At 64.4% G+C, this 16,646-nt stretch carries 16 protein-coding genes; 9 read left to right on the top strand and 7 right to left on the bottom strand.

The window, feature by feature from the left end; translation table 11 throughout:
• Positions 1–14 precede the first annotated feature (14 nt).
• The 3 genes from IM701_RS17600 to IM701_RS17590 are packed head-to-tail and all read right to left on the bottom strand — an operon-like array spanning position 15 to position 3,124.
• A complete protein-coding gene (locus tag IM701_RS17600) occupies positions 15–962 on the bottom strand; it encodes a ThuA domain-containing protein (RefSeq protein WP_062343741.1) in 948 nt (315 codons plus the stop codon).
• A gap of 11 nt (positions 963–973) precedes the next feature.
• A complete protein-coding gene (locus IM701_RS17595; RefSeq protein WP_193828595.1) occupies positions 974–2,317 on the bottom strand; it encodes an MFS transporter in 1,344 nt (447 codons plus the stop codon).
• A gap of 33 nt (positions 2,318–2,350) precedes the next feature.
• On the bottom strand, positions 2,351–3,124 hold the full coding sequence (locus tag IM701_RS17590) for a TIM barrel protein (protein ID WP_193828594.1): 774 nt from the start codon (positions 3,122–3,124) through the stop codon (positions 2,351–2,353).
• 245 nt (positions 3,125–3,369) lie between these two features.
• On the opposite strand from IM701_RS17590, the gene IM701_RS17585 reads away from it, so the two are divergent.
• The 5 genes from IM701_RS17585 to IM701_RS17565 all read left to right on the top strand — a co-directional run bounded on the left by IM701_RS17585 (position 3,370) and on the right by IM701_RS17565 (position 9,877).
• Positions 3,370–5,730 (top strand): TonB-dependent receptor, encoded by a 2,361-nt coding sequence (locus IM701_RS17585; protein ID WP_193828593.1) that lies wholly within the window; start codon positions 3,370–3,372, stop codon positions 5,728–5,730.
• A gap of 132 nt (positions 5,731–5,862) precedes the next feature.
• Positions 5,863–6,636, top strand: coding sequence for an enoyl-CoA hydratase/isomerase family protein (locus IM701_RS17580; RefSeq protein ID WP_039335702.1), 774 nt, complete (start codon positions 5,863–5,865; stop codon positions 6,634–6,636).
• A gap of 75 nt (positions 6,637–6,711) precedes the next feature.
• The gene (locus IM701_RS17575; RefSeq protein ID WP_039335700.1) at positions 6,712–6,939 is read left to right on the top strand and encodes a hypothetical protein; all 228 of its coding nucleotides are present in this window, start codon (positions 6,712–6,714) and stop codon (positions 6,937–6,939) included.
• 155 nt (positions 6,940–7,094) lie between these two features.
• Positions 7,095–9,260: a catalase gene (locus tag IM701_RS17570; RefSeq protein WP_193828592.1), complete on the top strand. Its 2,166-nt coding sequence runs from the start codon at positions 7,095–7,097 to the stop codon at positions 9,258–9,260.
• Positions 9,261–9,271: 11 nt separating this feature from the next.
• Entirely contained in the window at positions 9,272–9,877 is a 606-nt protein-coding gene (locus IM701_RS17565) for a hemerythrin domain-containing protein (RefSeq protein WP_230487902.1), read from the top strand.
• Here the strand turns inward: IM701_RS17565 and IM701_RS17560 are convergent.
• The gene (locus tag IM701_RS17560; RefSeq protein WP_193828591.1) at positions 9,874–10,851 is read right to left on the bottom strand and encodes a quinone oxidoreductase; all 978 of its coding nucleotides are present in this window, start codon (positions 10,849–10,851) and stop codon (positions 9,874–9,876) included. The two genes, IM701_RS17565 and IM701_RS17560, sit on opposite strands and share 4 nt — an antisense overlap.
• A 287-nt stretch (positions 10,852–11,138) precedes the next feature.
• On the opposite strand from IM701_RS17560, the gene IM701_RS21955 reads away from it, so the two are divergent.
• From IM701_RS21955 to IM701_RS17540, 4 genes are read left to right on the top strand one after another with little or no spacing between them, the layout of a single operon-like run.
• Entirely contained in the window at positions 11,139–11,834 is a 696-nt protein-coding gene (locus tag IM701_RS21955) for an alpha/beta hydrolase (protein WP_370584373.1), read from the top strand.
• 31 nt (positions 11,835–11,865) lie between these two features.
• Positions 11,866–12,240: a cytochrome c family protein gene (locus tag IM701_RS17550; RefSeq protein WP_193828590.1), complete on the top strand. Its 375-nt coding sequence runs from the start codon at positions 11,866–11,868 to the stop codon at positions 12,238–12,240.
• On the top strand, positions 12,240–13,145 hold the full coding sequence (locus IM701_RS17545; protein ID WP_230487901.1) for a serine aminopeptidase domain-containing protein: 906 nt from the start codon (positions 12,240–12,242) through the stop codon (positions 13,143–13,145). The genes IM701_RS17550 and IM701_RS17545 overlap by 1 nt, the downstream gene beginning before the upstream one ends.
• A gap of 20 nt (positions 13,146–13,165) precedes the next feature.
• Positions 13,166–13,672 (top strand): DUF3237 domain-containing protein, encoded by a 507-nt coding sequence (locus IM701_RS17540; RefSeq protein ID WP_193828589.1) that lies wholly within the window; start codon positions 13,166–13,168, stop codon positions 13,670–13,672.
• 143 nt (positions 13,673–13,815) lie between these two features.
• Here the strand turns inward: IM701_RS17540 and IM701_RS17535 are convergent, their stop codons facing one another.
• The 3 genes from IM701_RS17535 to IM701_RS17525 are packed head-to-tail and all read right to left on the bottom strand — an operon-like array spanning position 13,816 to position 16,540.
• Positions 13,816–14,190 (bottom strand): hypothetical protein, encoded by a 375-nt coding sequence (locus tag IM701_RS17535; RefSeq protein WP_193828588.1) that lies wholly within the window; start codon positions 14,188–14,190, stop codon positions 13,816–13,818.
• Positions 14,187–14,366, bottom strand: coding sequence for a hypothetical protein (locus IM701_RS17530; RefSeq protein ID WP_039335686.1), 180 nt, complete (start codon positions 14,364–14,366; stop codon positions 14,187–14,189). Before IM701_RS17530 ends, IM701_RS17535 begins: the two co-directional genes overlap by 4 nt.
• Positions 14,363–16,540 (bottom strand): TonB-dependent receptor, encoded by a 2,178-nt coding sequence (locus IM701_RS17525; RefSeq protein ID WP_193828587.1) that lies wholly within the window; start codon positions 16,538–16,540, stop codon positions 14,363–14,365. The genes IM701_RS17530 and IM701_RS17525 overlap by 4 nt, the downstream gene beginning before the upstream one ends.
• Positions 16,541–16,646 lie beyond the last annotated feature (106 nt).

Raw genomic sequence — 16,646 nt, 5'->3', positions numbered from 1 at the left:
TTGCCAAGCCGCGGTCAGGGCCTGGTCGGATAGTCCTTCGCTTCTTCCAGTACGGGCAGGGTGACCTTGCCGGTGGCGGCCCATTCGGTGCCGCGCAGGATCAGGGTCTGCAGCGGCTGGAAGTGGAGCGAGACTTCATCGTGGCCAAGCGTGATCGAGAAGACGCGGCCCTTGCCGTAGTCGGCGGTCCAGACCTGAGGGTGATCGGCGTCGATGCCTTTCATGGCTTTGAGCTTTTCGGGCGTATAGGCGGCGGCGGGATACTTGGGGCCGGTCAGCTTCGGGTCATAGGCGGCGGCGGAATCGTGGGCGGTGGCGAGGACGTGGATCTTCGCATCCGGGTCCATGCCCATGTTGGTGTACATGTCGTCGTTGTAGGTCCAGATGAATTCGCGCATGCCCGCAGTGATCGGGTGGGTGCGGTCAACCAGATGGACGGGGAAGGCACCCGGAGGGGCACGGCGGCTGGTGCCGGGTTCCATCGCGCCGCCGATCAGCTTCTTGTATTCGGGTATGTCCCGCCCCCAGGTGAAGCTGGAGTGATAGGCGACGAGCCCGCCGCCTTCGCGCACGTATTGGTAGAGCGCCTTGAAGGCGCTGTCCGACCACACCTTCTGCACCGGATCGGCATAGTTCCAGCGGCTGGAATAGTTGAGCAGGACGACGTCGTACTGCTTTAGCGTTTCCAGCGTGCCGTTGTCGAAATCCTCGGTCACGCGAACGTCGAAGCGCTTGGTATCCTGCATCATGGTGCGCAGCATGTTGTTCACGCCGGTCCAGTCATGCTCGTAGGAATTGCGGCCCGAAATGATGAGGACCTTGAGGCGGTTCTCGGCCGGGTTCACCGGGATGGCGACGCGCTGCACGGTTTCGGGCGGGCGGTAATCGATGGTGACAATGACCTGCGCGGCGGCAGGCACGGCGATGCAGGCCGCAAGCAGGGCGGCTGTGATCTTCTTCATGAGGTTCTCCCTTATTCCGCCGCTGCGGGCTGGCGCGCGGCGATGTCGTTGCGGATGGTTTCGTGCAGGCCGTCCATCGGCCACATCAGGACGACCACGGTCTGCAGGCCGAGCAGGACGACGGCGCTGCCGTAGTAGGTCCAGCGGATCGCTTCGCGCGCGGCATCAGTCACGGCATCGGGCACATAGCCTGCCGCGCCGAGCATGAAGGCGAAGCCTGCGGTGCCCACTGCCATGCCGACCTTGGTGGAAAGGCTGATCCCTGCCGAAAGCAGGCCCTCGCGCCGGGTGCCGAACTTCCATTCATGGTAATCCACCGTCTCGGCGATCATCGCGAAGGCAGCGGTGATGGTGATCGAGGTGGCAAGGCAGGCGGCGATGTAGAGGCTGAGGAAGGCGGCAGTGTTCTCCTGCGCCAGCGGGAGCACAGCGAAAATCACGGCGGCGAGCGCGAGCACGAAGGCGCTGCCCTTCCTGATGCCGGTGCGGGCAAGGATCGGCGGGGCGACGAACGAGGACAGCAGCAGCATCCCCGAGACGGCAGGCAGCATGACCGAGATCAGCCAGGGCTGGCGCATCACGTCGATCGCGAAATAGGCGGTCGCGCTCATCATCAGGCCGAAGCGGATGAAATAGAGCAGGCACGAGGCGAAGACGACGAGCCAGGCCTTGTTTTGCAGCATTTCCTTTACCGCCGGGCCGATGGCGAAATCGGGCGAGGAGCCGTCCTCGAAGCGCTCCTTGCAGTTGGCGAAGAGCGCGAGCGTTGCGGCAAAGCCGATCGCGGCAAAGAGCATCGCGACGTACTGGAAGCCCTTGTTCTGGTCTTCCCCGCCGAAAACGCCGACCAGCGGCATGACGGCAGCGGTGCCGAGCACGACCGAGATCGAGGTGCCGACGCCGCGCATGCCGGACAGCTTGAGTCGCTGCTTCGGGTCCAGCGTCATCATCGGCATCAGCGCGGTATAGGGGATCGCCTGGACCGACATCAGGATGCCCAAGGCCTTGAACGTGACGAAGGCATAGACCAGCTGCGCGCTGTCGCTCCAGTCGGGCACGTGGAACAGCGCGACGGTGAGCAGCGCATAGGGCAGGGCGGTGAACAGGAAATAGCCGCGCGTTCGGCCCCAGCGGCTGCGGGTCTTGTCGACCATGATGCCGACCACCGGATCGATGATGGCATCGAGCAGGCGCGCGATCAGGAAGATGGTACCCACCCCTGCCGCCGGCATGCCGACGACATTGGTGTAGTAGAACAGCAGGAACCCGCTGGCCATGTTGTAGGCAAGGCTGGTGCCCATGTCGCCCATGCCGTAGCTGAGGCGTTCGGCGAAGCTCAACTTTTCGTTTGCCACATCCCTCTCCCGGACCGCAGCGTTACAGTTTGCTCAGAGCGCCAGCGTCTTGCGGGTCAGCTCGAGCGACTGGTCCATCGGCAGGGTGGGGAAATACTCCATGCCGATGCTGCCCTTGTAGCCAAGGCTTTCGAGCGTTCCCATCACATGGCCCCAGTCAACCGTGCCGGTGCCGGGTTCGTTGCGGTCGTCCATGTCGGCCACCTGCACGTGGGCGACGAGGTGGATGCGGCCTTTCAGAACGTCGGCAATATCCTCGCCCATCACGGCGCTGTGCCAGACATCGTAGAGCAGGCGCAGGTTGGGGCTGCCGACCGCTTCGACAAGGTCCAGCCCGAGCGTGGTGCTGACAAGGTACATTGCCGAGAACAGGCGGGTGTTGAGTGGTTCGAGCAGGAGGGTGACGCCTGCTGCTTCCGCAAGCGCGGCGGCTTCCTTCAATGCGGCGACGGCGTTGGCGAAGTGGTCTTCCTCGCTCATGCCTTCGACCTTGAAGCCCGATGCGACGATCAGCGGTGGTTTGCCGAGGGGGGCAGTGGCTTCGATGGTCTCGCGCACGGCCTGCACCATCTCGGCGCGTTCGGCCGGATCGACGATGGAGCGGCGCGGATCGACGCAGATGCCGGTGAGCGTGACGCCGGTTTCGGCAAGGGCCGCGCCGATGGCTTCGACGGGCTTGTCCCGCCAGAGGTGGAATTCGACCAGGTCGAAACCGCCAGCCTTGGCGGCGCGGATACGTGTCGCAAGGTCACCGGCTTCGGCGAACTGCCATTCGATGCAGGATGAAAGCGGATAAGCAGCAGGCACGTCGATCTCCCAATCGGCGGCCCCACACCATGCGGTGCGTTTGCCTGGCGGCAGAAAGGGCCGCTACTTTATTGGAATGCATGTTCGCATTCTCGCGGGCCTAGGTCAAGGGGGCTCCGCCGAATGCGGCAGCAACACTAAGACATAATGCAGACCGGGGTTTGACAAATAGAATCTATATTCCAGAATAAGCCTTCGCATTCCGGCCGAATCGGTGGCGAACAAGTTTTGGGAGGAAAAACCAGATGAAATCGAATGGATTCAAGTTCCTGCTGCTGTGCGGCGCAGGCTGCATCGTGCCGTTTTCGGCGGCTCTGGCGCAAAGCGAAGCCGACGAGGCTGCCGACCCCAATGTCATCATCGTGACCGCGCAGAACCGGTCGCAGAACGTGCAGGACGTGCCGATCGCGATCAACGTGGTCAGCGGTGAGGCGCTCAAGGCTTCGGGCGTTACCGATCTCGTCTCGCTCCAGCGCGTGGCGCCGGTCGTCCAGATTGTGAACGATACCGTGCTGACGCGCGTCACCGTTCGCGGCATCGGTTCGAACAGCAACGACGAGGCGCAGGACCAGGCCATCGCCATCAACATCGATGGCGAATACATCAATCGCCCGACCGTGCTGAATGCCGCGCTTTTCGATCTCGATCGCGTTGAGGTCCTGCGCGGACCCCAGGGCACGCTCTATGGCCGCAACGCCACCGGCGGCGCGGTGAATTTCATCACGCGCAAGCCCGGCAGCGAATTCGCCGCCAACGGCAGCCTGAGCTATGGCAACTTCAACCACGTGATCGCCGAGGGCGGCGTCACCGTGCCGCTGGGCGACATCGGCGGCATCCGCGCGTCGGGCATCTACTCCGACCGCGATGGCTACAACTACCATCCGAACATCGACAAGCGCAGTGGCGATGACAACACCTGGGGTGGCCGTCTGAGCCTGCGGCTCGAGCCGGTCTCGGGCCTGAAGATCAACGCGGCGGTCGAGCGGGTGGAGCAGGACATCGTCGTTCCTGCCCAGGCCTTCATGAACTTCAACGCGGCCGGCAACTCGCCGGGAGCGGGCTGCGCCGCCAACCCCGGTTGGGTCGAGATTGCCCCGGCTGTTCCGGGTACGCAGTGCATTCCGGCGCTGACCAACAATCTCGCCAACGTGGACCGTTCGACCTACAATGCACCGGCGAGCGGCCTTGGCAGCAACGACCTGAAGTCCACCGCCGTGCGCGGCAGCATCGCCTATGATTTCGGCGCCGCCACCGTGACCTACACCGGCGGCTTCCGCGAGACCGATGCGCTTTCCGCGCTGGGCCTTTCGCCCGCCTATCGCTTCAACACCTTTGTCGGCAACACCAAGACCCACAGCCACGAGCTGCGCCTCAATGGCGAGAGCGACCTGCTGGTCTGGCAGACGGGCGCGTTCTACTTCAACGAGAAGCTCGACGTGGAGCGCGGGCTCTTTCGCTTGCCGCCGCCGCCGTTCCTGCTCGGCGCCAATGGCGGATACGTGAACTACTTCTTCCGCAACGTGGAATCGCGCAGCTGGGCGGTGTTCGGCCAGACCGACGTGAAGCTTTCGGACCAGTTCACGATCGTGGCCGGCCTGCGCTATACCGATGACAAGCGCTCCGCCCGTTATCGCGACCATGGCGGTGCGATTGCCAATCCGTCCAACCCGCTGTTCAACACCGGCAACGTCCGGCCGACCAACCCCGGCACGCCCCTGCGCAATCTGACTCTGGGTTCGGAAGCGGACAAGCTGACCTGGCTGGCCGGCGTGAACTTCAAGCCCGATGCCGATACGCTGATCTATGGCAAGGTTTCGACCGGCTTCAAGGCGGGCGGCTTCGATTCAGTCGGCCAGTATGCGCCGGAAACCAACACGGCGTACGAAGCAGGCCTGAAAAAGAACTTCGGCGCATCGTCGCAGCACACCTTCAACCTTGCCGGCTTCTACTATGACTACAAGGATCTGCAGGTCGGCGTGCTGCTCGATACGACGAAGGGCAGCCAGATCTTCAACGCCGGCAAGGCGAGGATCTGGGGCGTCGAAGCCGAAGCGGTGATCAAGCTTTCGGACAACGACACGTTCTCGGCCACGGCGAACTACGTCAACGCCGAGTACCAGCAGCTCCTGACTGCAATCCCGGTGTTCTGCGTGAGCGGCTCGGGTTGCCGTCCGAGCGGCGGCAACGGCGAGCTGACGGTCGGCAACCTCGAGACGACGCCGGGCGTTGTCACGCAGCCCAACCTTGCCGGCAACACCCCGCCGATGACGCCCGAGTGGACGATCACTCTGGCCTACGACAAGGTGATCCCGCTGGGCGACATGGGCAGCCTGACGGCCAGCGTGTTCTCCACCTTCAAGAGCGCGTACTTCGGCGACGTGTTCAACTACCGCGATTCGAAGCAGACGGCCTTTACCCAGACCGACCTGTCGCTGACCTATGCGCCGGAAAACAAGCGCTTCAGCCTGCAGGGCTTTGTCCGCAACATCGAGAACACCCGTCCGCTGACCTATGCCGGGTTCACCGTGGCCGGGCCGGACGACATCTATAACTGGCAGTTCGCCGCGCCGCGCACCTATGGCGTGCGGTTGAGCGTCGACTTCTGATCGGCGTGATCGCCTGACGGACAGAAGAGGCGGGCCGCAAGGTCCGCCTCTTTTCATTGGGCGTCACGATATTGCCAAGCGACGGTCGCGCGTCCAGAGCGGCTCGGGTTGGACGACGATCGGGGATGCGCGATGGGTGACGAGGCGGGTACAACCTTGCGGCTGGAACGCGATGGCGCGGTGGCGCGCCTGCTGATCGACCGGGCGGACAAGCGCAACGCCTTCAACATCGCGATGTGGCAGCGTCTGCCCGAATTGCTGGCCGAGGCCGACGCCGATCCGGACGTCAGGGTGCTGGTGGTGAAATCCGCCAATGGTGGCGCGTTCTGCGCTGGCGCCGACATTGCCGAACTGCTCGCCAACAAGGACGATGCGGCATGGCGCGCGGCAAACCAGACCGCGATCAACCGCGCGCAATACGAATTGACCCGCTTTCGCCTGCCGACCGTGGCAATGGTCGAGGGCGATTGCGTGGGTGGCGGCTGCGGCATCGCGCTGGCCTGCGACATCCGCGTGGCGGGGCCTGAGGCGCGGTTCGGCATCACGCCGGCCAGGCTGGGCCTGGTCTATCCGCTGCATGACGTGAAGCTGCTGGTCGATCTCGTGGGGCCGGGACAGGCGCGGCGGATGCTGTTTACCGGCATGCTGCTGGGGGCAGAGGAGGCGAGGGACGTCGGGCTGGTCGAGGAACTGGCCGCGAGCGAGGACGCGCTGGTCGCGCAATTGCTGGCGGCCTCGCCGTTCTCCACGCAGGCAATCAAGGGCTTCGTGCGCAACGTGCTCGACGGGCAGGTTGGCGATGACGCCGAAAGCCTGCAGGTGTTCGCCTCGGCGTTCGAGGGTGCGGATTTCCGCGAAGGCACCACCGCCTTTGTCGAGAAGCGAAAGCCGGTGTTCGGCAAATAGCGTTCGGCAGATAGCGTGCCCTTTGGAACCAAGTCCGGCCCGCGCGGTTCTGGAAGGGTTCCAAAGAGGTAATCCATGATAGGCAAGATCATTTCCGCAGTGGTCGGCAAGAAGATTGCCGACCGCACCCCCGGCATGAGCGAAGGCACTGGCGCGCTGATCGGCGTTGCTGCGGCCACGGTCATGCGGCGCATGGGGCCGCTGGGCATGCTGGCAGCCGCCGGCGGCACCTGGGCGGTATCGCGCGCCATGAAGAAGAAGCAGGCCCGTCAGGGCGCTTCGGGCACGACACGCACGTATTGATCCCGTTCCCCTCGGACCGTCGCGCGCTCTTCCCCCCTCCCGGCGCGCGGCGGTCCACCCCTCGGGAACCGACTTTCTCAACCTTTCCCGCGTGGACGGGCGGGCGCAGTGTTCCTGCGCCCCGCACCCGTGCGCGCAACCCAAGGACACGCGCCATGGCCAAGACCGGCAAGACCACCAATGAATCGTCCTCGATGTCGCCCGCGCTCGACAATGCGCTTGCCGATCATCAGCCGGGGGCCGGGCAGGGCGCCTATGCCACGCAGACCGGCAATGCCGGTGAAACGCATCAGGACGCTGCCGCCGGAGCCGATGGCGCGGCCTATCTTACCGACAACTTCGGCCACCGCCTGTCGGACAACCAGAACAGCCTGAAGGCGGGCGCGCGCGGGCCGACGCTTCTGGAAGACTTCATCCTGCGCGAGAAGATCTTCCACTTCGATCACGAGCGCATCCCCGAGCGCATCGTCCACGCCCGTGGCTCTGCCGCGCATGGCGTGTTCGAGGTGACCAAGGCGATCCCGGAACTGACCAAGGCGGGCCTGTTCCAGAAGGAGGGCACGACCTGCCCGGTGTTCGTGCGTTTTTCGACCGTGGCCGGTGGTGCCGGATCGATCGACACCCCGCGTGACGTGCGCGGCTTTGCGGTCAAGTTCTATACCGACGAAGGCAACTGGGATCTGGTTGGCAACAACATCCCGGTGTTCTTCATCCAGGATGCGATGAAGTTCCCCGATCTGGTCCATTCGGTGAAGATGGAGGCCGATCGCGGCTATCCGCAGGCCGCCAGTGCCCACGATACGTTCTGGGACTTCGTGGGCCTGATGCCCGAAACCATGCACATGATCATGTGGGCGATGAGCGACCGCACCATCCCGCGGACGCTGCGCATGATGCAGGGCTTTGGCGTCCACACCTTCCGCTTCGTCAACGCCGCGGGCGAGGGCAAGTTCGTGAAGTTCCACTGGAAGCCGGTGCTGGGCATGGAATCGCTGATATGGGACGAGGCGGTGAAGATTGCCGGGGCCGATCCCGATTTCCACCGCCGCGACCTGTTCGAAAGCATCGCCATGGGCAGCTTCCCGGCATGGGACCTGGGCGTGCAGGTGTTCGACGAGGAGTTCGCCGCAGCGCAGCCCTATGACGTGCTCGACGCGACCAAGCTTATCCCGGAAGAGGACGTGCCTGTTCAGATCGTCGGACGCATGACGCTGAACCGCAATGTCGACAATTTCTTTGCCGAGACCGAACAGTCGGCGTTCCTGCCGAGCAATGTCATCCCCGGCATCGACTTCTCGAACGATCCGCTGCTGCAGGGGCGGCTGTTTTCGTACCTGGATACGCAGAAATCGCGCTTGGGCACGACCAACTTCCACCAGATCCCGGTCAACGCGCCCAAGTGCCCGTTCCACAACATGCAGCGCGATGGCCTGATGCAGACGCTGGTGCCGACGGGACGCGCCAATTACGAACCCAACTCGCTCAACGAGGCGGGCGAGGACAGCGGCCCGCGCGCTTGCCCCGACACCGGCTTCACCTCGTTCCGCGAGAACGGCGAACGTAACGACCCGACCGAGAAGGTGCGCGTGCGCGCCGAGCTGTTCGCCGATCACTACAGCCAGGCGGCGCTGTTCTATCACTCGCAGACCGAGAACGAGCAGGCGCACATGGCCTCGGCGCTGGTGTTCGAGCTTTCGAAGTGTGCGATGGAGCATGTGCGGATGCGCGTGCTTTCGCGCCTGCGCAACGTGGACGAGGATCTGGCCGCACGGGTGGCTGATGGCCTGGCCATGGACCTGCCCGAGAAGGCGCCTGCCGCGCGCGAGCCGGTGGAGATGAAGCCATCGGACGCGCTGTCGATCCAGAAGCAGGCGAAGATGACCTTCGAGGGCCGCAAGGTCGGCATCCTCTTTGCCGAAGGATCGGACAAGGCGACGATCGACAAGCTGAAGGCGGGCGTGGAAGCGGCGGGCGGATCGGTGTTCCTGGTTGCGCCCAAGGTTGGCGGCTTGTCCGTCAAGGGCGGAACGCTCAAGGCCGATGGCAAGCTTGATGGCTCGCCTTCTGTCCTGTTCGATGCGGTGGCTTCGGTGCTGATGCCGGCGGAGGCCGAGAAACTGGCGAAACAAGGCGCGGCGGTGCAGTGGTTCATGGACGCCTATGGCCACTGCAAGACCATTGCCCACTGCAATGGCACGAAGGTCATCCTCGAGAAGGCGGGCGTGGAGCCGGACGAAGGCGTGGTGCCGAACGAAAAGCTGCTGGAAGTGGGGCCGGTGCGCCACTTCGCGCGCGAGCCGAAGCTCCGCGATCTCGCCTGAGGAGACGTTTGATGGCGACAGTGACCAAGATGAAGCCTGCCGAGGCCAAGGCGAAGGCTATCGCCAAGGCCAAGGCGATTGCTCCTGACGTCCCGGCGCAGATCGGGCAGACCCCGGCAACCGATCTGCGTGGCCTGCCCGACGTGTTCGGGCGGCTGATCGAGGACCATGACCGGCACCGTGCGCTGCTCGCCATGCTCGAGGCGACCGGCGGCAAGGGCAAGGATGCCAAGGCGCTGTTCGAGGAGCTGGTCTACGAACTGAAGGGCCACGCCGCTGCCGAGGAGCAGGCGCTGTGGTCAACCGTGCTGCGCAATTCTGAAACCACCGAGTTTGCCCGCCATGCCGTGGCCGAGCACAAGGACATCGACAAGATGCTCGACGATCTTGCCGCGCGCGACATGGGCACACCCAAGTGGCTGGAGCGCTTTGCCGCGCTCAAGCATGAATACCTGCACCATATCCGCGAGGAGGAGCAGGAGCAGTTCGTGGAAAGCGAGAAGATCCTGACCGCGGCTGATCGCAAGCACATGCTGGCCGTGTTCGAGCGGCGCAAGGAGGCGGAAAAGGCGGCGGCGGAAGTGAAGCCGAGGCTGAGGATCAACGATATCGCCTAAGGCATCAGTACCGTCGATCCGGTGGTTTTCCTCGCCTCGAGATCGCGGTGCGCCTGGGCGACTTCGGCGAGCGGGTAGGTCTGGCCAATGGTCACGGCAACCGCGCCGCTGGCGATCATGTCCCACACCCGCGCCGATCCCGCCGCGCGTTCGGCCGGGTCGGCGTAGTAGTGGTAGAGTGTCGGGCGGGTCACGAACAGCGAACCCTTTTGTGACAATGTGCCGAGCGCGACACCGCTGACCGGACCGGAGGCGTTGCCATAGCTGACGATCAGCCCGCGCCGCGCGGTGGAATCGAGGCTGGCTTCCCAGGTATCCTTGCCCACGCCATCGAAGGCGACGCGCACTCCGGCGCCGCCAGTCAATTCGCGTACACGCGGGGCGACGTCCTCACGCGAATAGTCGATCACGTGGTCCGCCCCGGCAGCGCGTGCAATCTCGGCCTTTTCAGGCGTGGAGACGGTGCCGATCACCGTGGCGCCGATGTGCTTGAGCCACTGCACCAGCATCAGACCGACGCCGCCCGCTGCGGCATGGACCAGCACCGGCCAGCCCGGCTGAACCTGTGCGCAGCGCTCGACCAGGAATTCGACGGTGAAGCCCTTGAGAATGGCGGCCGCAGCGGTCGCATCGCTGATGCCATGGGGCAGCTTGAACAGTGCGCCTTCGGGATAGATGCGCGCCGTGGCATAGGCGCCAAGTTCCGGCCCGAAGGTGGCGACGCGATCGCCTGCAGAAAACGCGGTAACGCCATCGCCCACCGCAACCACGCGCCCTGCCGCTTCCACGCCCAGGCCGCCGGGAATCGGGATCGGATAGAGCCCGCCACGGTGGTAGGTGTCGATCATGTTGAGGCCGACAGCGGTATGTTCGACCAGCACTTCGCCCGCAGCCGGTGCAGGCAGGTCGATATCCGCCCATGCGATGACTTCCGGGCCTCCGGTGGCGGCAAGGCGGACGGCTTTGGCGTGCATGGGGGGCTCTCCTTGGATGGCGAATGGTTTGGCCGACCCTAGACCGCCGATGCCGCGCTTTGCAAACCGCTGACCGATGGGCGGATAGTGGCGACGCAGGCCTGCTGCCCAGGCGCGCGCATTGCCACTGTCCCCGCTTTCTAACCTTCCGGAGAAGCGTGGATGCTGCGGATCGTCCTTGCCGGCCTTGCCCTGCTGCTTTCGCTGCCAGCCTTGGCGCAAGAGGGCGAACTTGCGCCGATGCCGGTGTGGCCCGCTGGCGTGCCTTCGATGAAGGGATGGCCGGCTTGGCCAAGGTGCCGGTGCAGGAAGGCCTGCGCGAGAATGGCGAGCAGGTGTGGAACGTCACCGTGCCGACGCTGCAGCCGTTCCTGCCCGATCCGGCCAAGGCCAATGGCATGGCTGTGGTTATCGCGCCGGGAGGCGGCTTTCGCCTGTTGGTAATCCACCACGAAGGCACGCGCGTGGCCCGCTGGCTGGCGGCGCGCGGGGTGGCGGCGTTCGTGCTGAAATACCGCCTGATCCAATCCCCTCCGGGCGAGACCAACGAGGCGATGCGGCAGCGCGTGCAGGCAACGCTGGCGCCGGGCGTGGGCGGCATTCCCGGCGTCGACAGCGGGCCGATGCTCAAGTCCTACCGCGACATCTTTTTGGCGCAGAACGGGGGCAAGGATGGCGGCAAGCCGCTTTGCGTGAACCCCGTCACGTTCGACACGCGCCGTACGCTGTCGCTTTCATCGGATGCGAAAGGCGCAGTTGCCGGTGATCAGGGCTTCGGGCCGATGGGGCCGCTCAAGGCCGGAGCCGTGGCCGCCGAGTGCCGCGATGGACTCCTGACCGTCTGGCCTGCGCCATCGCTGGGCCTCAAGCCGCTGCCGGGCGGTTCGATGCATTATCACGACGTCGGCCTGTTCTGGGCCGATATTTCCGCCAATGCCGCGCTGCGTGCCAAGGCTTGGCTCAAGGCGCATGGTTCGCGTTGATCGCGCGCTGCAAACAATGGAAAAGACTGCAATGCTGAAGTTTGTTGCCCCCCTCGCCGCCGCCCTGGTTCTTGCCGCCCCTGCACAGGCGCAGGATGCCGCTGCGGGCAAGCGCGCGTTCCTCAAGTGCGTGGCCTGTCATTCAATCGCCAAGGGTGCGCCGAACAAGATCGGCCCGAACCTGTTCGGCGTGGTCGGCCGCAAGGCGGGCACGGCGCCCGGCTTCCGCTATTCGGCGGCGATGAAGGCCAAGGGCGCGGCCATCGTGTGGAACCCGGCCACGCTCGACAAGTGGCTGGCGCGTCCTTCGGCGGTGATCCCCGGCACGTCGATGGCCTTTGGCGGCGTGCCCAACGCTGCCGAGCGCGCAGCGATCATCGCCTATCTCAAGAAGCCGATGCCCTGATGGCCGGACTCCCGATCGATCGGCGCGGTCTTCTGGTCGGGGCGGGGGCGCTGGTCGCCTCGGCCCGGTTGGACGCGATGGCCAGAAGGCCAGCGGCAGAGCGGCAGTTCACGCTGGCCGGACCCGGCGGGCGCGAGATCCGGGTGAGCGAGTGGAAGCCGCGGGGCAAGGCAAAGGCGCTGGTGCTGTTCAGCCATGGCGCCGCGTCCTCGCCCCGGTTCTATGAGGCAATCTTCGCGCCCTGGCTGGCGGCGGGATTTCACATCCTCGCCCCGCTGCACGTCGATTCGAGCGAGCATCCGCAAACCAAGGACTATCCCGGCCTTGCCAGCTGGAAGGCCCGGCTGGAGGACATGCGCGCGTTGTCTGCCCACGTTGGCAAGCGGCCCTGGATCGCGGCCGGGCATTCCTATGGCGGCCTGGTAGCGCTGACCATGGGCGGCGCGGCGGCAGTTCCGCCCGAAGGCTGGAGCGGCCCGATGCGCGATCCCAATGCGCGCGCGGTGGTGGCGTACAGTCCGCCCGCGCCGATCCCGGTGCTATGTACGGCCGAAGGTTATGGCAAGATTGCGGTCCCGGCGGTGGTCCAGACTGGCACCAAGGACATCGTGCCGGGCATCACCAGCACCGATGGCGACGGCTGGCGCGGCCATCTCGTGCCTTATGAGGCGGCAGCGCCGGGCGGAAATCGCTATGGCCTCGTGCTCGAAGGCGTGGACCACTACTTCGGCGGCGCGATCTGCCGCTATGATCTGCCGGGGCCGAAGCAGCTGGATCGGCTGGCAGATGCGGCGCGGATATCGGCGTTGTTTGTCGACGCTTACGGGCGGGGCGAGAAAGCTGCGGCCAAGCGGCTCGATGCAATGTTGACAGACCGCCTGCCGGTGATGCTCTTGCGCAAGTAGGAGCATTGGCGGGAGAAAGCATGAAATCTGGATTTGCCGGGGCCATTCTGGCCCTTGTGGGCGCAGCATCCGCATATGCGGCTGACAAGCCTCCGATGCCCGAGCCCTCGCTCGAATTCGTGTTCGAGGAAGAGGTCCTTCTCGCCCAGAGTGTCACTCCCGGCACGACGCCGCTGGGTGGGCGCAACATCATTCCGATTACCGGCGGCACGTTCAGCGGCCCGGGGATCAGTGGCGCGGTCATGCCCGGCGGGTGGGACTGGCAACTGATCCGCCCCGATGGCTGCGTGCAGCTGAAGGCCGACTATTTCCTAAAGACCGACGACGGCGTGGTGATCAACATCGTCAACACCGCGACTGCCTGCCGCGATGCGCAAGGCAAGCCCGTGCCGGTTCGGACACACGCCGTGTTCGAGGCGCCGAATGGCAAGTACGACTGGCTCAACCGCCAGACCTTCATCGGCGCGCTGGTGCCGGGGGATGCCAAGGTCCCATCGGTGCGAATCCGGTTCTACCGGGTGAATTGAGGGCTTCGCGAACCAAAGTTCCTCGTCACCCCGGGCTTGACCCGGGGTCCCGCTTTTTGGTTCCGGCGCTGTGGCTGGGAAAATAGCGGGCCCCCGGGTCAAGCCCGGGGTGGTTTGGTGGACGATATGGGGTTCGAACCCCCTCAATCCTGAAGCGCGATTTCCGCGATCGTCGCGTTGAAGCCCTCGGCGGTCTGGGCCTGGGCGGCTTCGTCGGCGTCTTTCAGCTGGAGATAGAACAGGCGGCGCAGGAAATCCTGGCGGCGCTCCTCGCGCTCTTCCAGCGCGGCCTGATCGAGTTCGAGCGTCTCGATGCCGGCGGCAAGATCAATGCCCGATGCCTTGGCCACGCGCTCTGCGCTGTCCATGCGGTCACGCAGGACCGAGACTTCGTTGGCCAGCACCATGATCATCGACATGACGTGATCGAGGCCGGGGATTTCGTAGAACCCAGGGCGCTTGCCGCGGGCGTGACGGATGACGTGGGGGCGTTCGGTCATGGTTTCGGTTCCGGTCATGCTGCCATCTGCTTTTCGAGCGGCTTGCGGGCGATCAGCACTTCCCAGCCGCCGCCGGGGGCAAATTCGCCCGCGGTGAATTCACGCTCGGCCACGGCCTCGCTGGCTTCCTGGCTGTAGCCTTCGGCGGCGGCGGCAAATTCCATCACCGCCATGGGCGCGGTATCGAACTTCACGTCCGCCCGATCGAACCCGGCCTTTTCGGCCAGCGCGACTTGTAATTCACGTCGCTGCGGATGAACCAGGTATCATTGTCGCGGCCCGGAATGTCGCCCGAGAATTCTGGCGTGATCGCAAAAGAGTACTTTGAAGTCAGCGGCAGGCTGTTGCCCTTGAAGCCATCGCCCGTAACGCCCGTGACACGAGTGATCGCCGGGTCATTGAACGAACGGATGTTGGTGTCGTTGTAGGCCCCCGAGAACGCGAGCGACACGCCTTCCATGGGAAGGATTGTCGTATCGAGTTCGATTCCCTTGACCTTGGTCCGGCCCGAGTTTGCGATGCCGGTGATGGTTGAGCTCAGCGGCGGATTCAGCGAATTGTCCACGAAGAAGACGCTGCGCGTGTTGTACTGGTTCTTCCAGTCACCGTAGTAAGCCGAAAGAGCAAAGATCAACTTGTTGTCGAAGGCCCGGCCCTTCAGGCCGATTTCGTAGTTCGTCAGCTTTTCCGGAACAGTAATGCCACGCAGGCCAAGCGACTGGGACGCGGCGATTTCGCCGGCGGTGCCCGAGAACAGACGGGCGTTGAACGACGAGATGCTGACGTTCGCCGCCTTCGACCATGACGCGTAAGCCATGATTTCGGGCGTGATCTTGTAGTTGACGATCACGCGCGGCATGAAGTTGTCGTAGTTCTTCGCGAAGAACTGCGTCAGCGGGGCATAAGTGCCGGCCGGAACACCGTTTTCAGCAGCAGCGGCCGCCGAGATCGTTGCGCCCAGACCACCGGTGAAACCGAACACCTTGTCGCGCTGGTAACGACCTTCGAGGCTGATCTCGAGCGCGTCGGTGGGCTTGATGTTGACGCTGCCGAAGATGCCCTTGGTTTCCACCCGCTGCGGGGCAGAAGCCGTGCCAGCACTGCGGGCCAGGCCCAGAACAGCTTCGCCATAGACGTTGAACAGGTCACGCTTGACCTTGGTGTCCATGTAGTTGAGGCCGATCATGCCCGAGATCATGCTGCCATTGTCAAAGGAAGCGCGCAGTTCCTGAGAGAAGTCCTTGCTGTGGCGTTCGATCGCGAAGGGGAAGTTGTAATAGGGAAGCAGGCCGTTGGTCGGCGTGGCGGCCGTGTTGATCAGCGACGAGCTGTCATAGTTGTCGAGCTCGGACATCTGCGACCACTTTTCGTCGTTGACGCCGGTGAGCGACGAGAGCGTGATGCCCGTGTCGCCCAGTTCGTAATCGATGTTGGCGTCGGCATGGAGGTACTTGCGCTTGAGGCCATAGCCCTGAACGCCATCGCTGGGCGAGACGGGGCGGAAACGGCCATCGGCCAGCACGGCCGAGGTCCTGGCATCGATGTAGGTGTTCTGGGCAGGCGAGAACGCTGCCGGCAGCGCCGGGGCCTGACCGCAGATGAACGGGTTGACGCCGTTCAGCGTACAGTTGGACAGGCCGGGGACGATGATCGTGCCGTTGGTGTTTCCGCTCAGCGCCGGGATGTTGACGACGCCGTTGTTCGAGCGGACTTCGTAGGCCGAAAGCATGCCCTGTGCGGCTGGGCCGTCATTGTCTTCGCTGTAAAGACCAAAGACCTTCATCGTCAGCTGGCTGGAGGGCGTGAACATCAGCATGCCGGTGACGGTGCGGGTGCGCTGATCGCCGAGACGCTCGTTGGGGTTTGCGCGATTGCGGTAGGAACCGCCGCGCTCGAGCGCGCGCCCGGAAATGCGGAAGCTCAGGATGTCGCGCGCGATCGGGCCTTCGAGCGAGCCCTGCATATCATAACCATCGCGGCTGAAGACCGAGGCGTTCAAGCTGCCGCCAAAATCGCTCTTCGGGGTCTTGTTGACCACGTTGACCGCGCCGGCGAAGGCATTGCGGCCGAAGTAGGCGTTCTGCGGGCCCTTGAGCACTTCGACACGGGCCGGATCCGTGATCGAGTTCAGCGCAGACGCAGACGAAACCGGCACGCCGTCGATAAAGGTCGCGGTCAGCGTCGAGTCCGTGGTCGAGGGCGTGAAGCCGCGCAGCGAGATCTGCTGGAACGAGCGGTCATTGCGGCCCGAGTTGTTGCCGGTGACGTTGATGCCGGGCGTTGCGTCGATCAGGTCGGTCAGCGAGATGATGCCGCGCTGGCCGATTTCCTCAGACGGCATCGCAGCAATCGCGATCGGCGTAGTCAAAAGGGTTTCAAACGCCGATATCCGGCAGGCCAATATTGATCGAGATCATGGACTGAGCTGTAACTCCATGCCCTGACTCCATCGAACAATGGCAAAGTTGCGTCGC

The sequence above is a fragment of the Novosphingobium sp. ES2-1 genome, from assembly GCF_015169775.1.
Classification (GTDB): domain Bacteria; phylum Pseudomonadota; class Alphaproteobacteria; order Sphingomonadales; family Sphingomonadaceae; genus Novosphingobium; species Novosphingobium subterraneum.
Note: the sequence above shows the minus strand (reverse complement) of the source record. Positions and strands in the feature narration are given on the sequence as shown.

Excerpts from the sequence above, each read along its gene's own strand:
- IM701_RS17580 (WP_039335702.1), top strand. The coding sequence starts at position 5,863 with ATGGGTGACGAGGCGGGTACAACCTTGCGGCTGGAACGCGATGGCGCG.
- IM701_RS17545 (WP_230487901.1), top strand. The coding sequence starts at position 12,240 with ATGGCCGGACTCCCGATCGATCGGCGCGGTCTTCTGGTCGGGGCGGGG.
- IM701_RS17560 (WP_193828591.1), bottom strand. The coding sequence starts at position 10,851 with ATGCACGCCAAAGCCGTCCGCCTTGCCGCCACCGGAGGCCCGGAAGTC.
- IM701_RS17585 (WP_193828593.1), top strand. The coding sequence starts at position 3,370 with ATGAAATCGAATGGATTCAAGTTCCTGCTGCTGTGCGGCGCAGGCTGC.
- IM701_RS17600 (WP_062343741.1), bottom strand. The coding sequence starts at position 962 with ATGAAGAAGATCACAGCCGCCCTGCTTGCGGCCTGCATCGCCGTGCCT.
- IM701_RS17565 (WP_230487902.1), top strand. The coding sequence starts at position 9,272 with ATGGCGACAGTGACCAAGATGAAGCCTGCCGAGGCCAAGGCGAAGGCT.
- IM701_RS17535 (WP_193828588.1), bottom strand. The coding sequence starts at position 14,190 with ATGACCGGAACCGAAACCATGACCGAACGCCCCCACGTCATCCGTCAC.
- IM701_RS17575 (WP_039335700.1), top strand. The coding sequence starts at position 6,712 with ATGATAGGCAAGATCATTTCCGCAGTGGTCGGCAAGAAGATTGCCGAC.
- IM701_RS17550 (WP_193828590.1), top strand. The coding sequence starts at position 11,866 with ATGCTGAAGTTTGTTGCCCCCCTCGCCGCCGCCCTGGTTCTTGCCGCC.
- IM701_RS17540 (WP_193828589.1), top strand. The coding sequence starts at position 13,166 with ATGAAATCTGGATTTGCCGGGGCCATTCTGGCCCTTGTGGGCGCAGCA.
- IM701_RS17570 (WP_193828592.1), top strand. The coding sequence starts at position 7,095 with ATGGCCAAGACCGGCAAGACCACCAATGAATCGTCCTCGATGTCGCCC.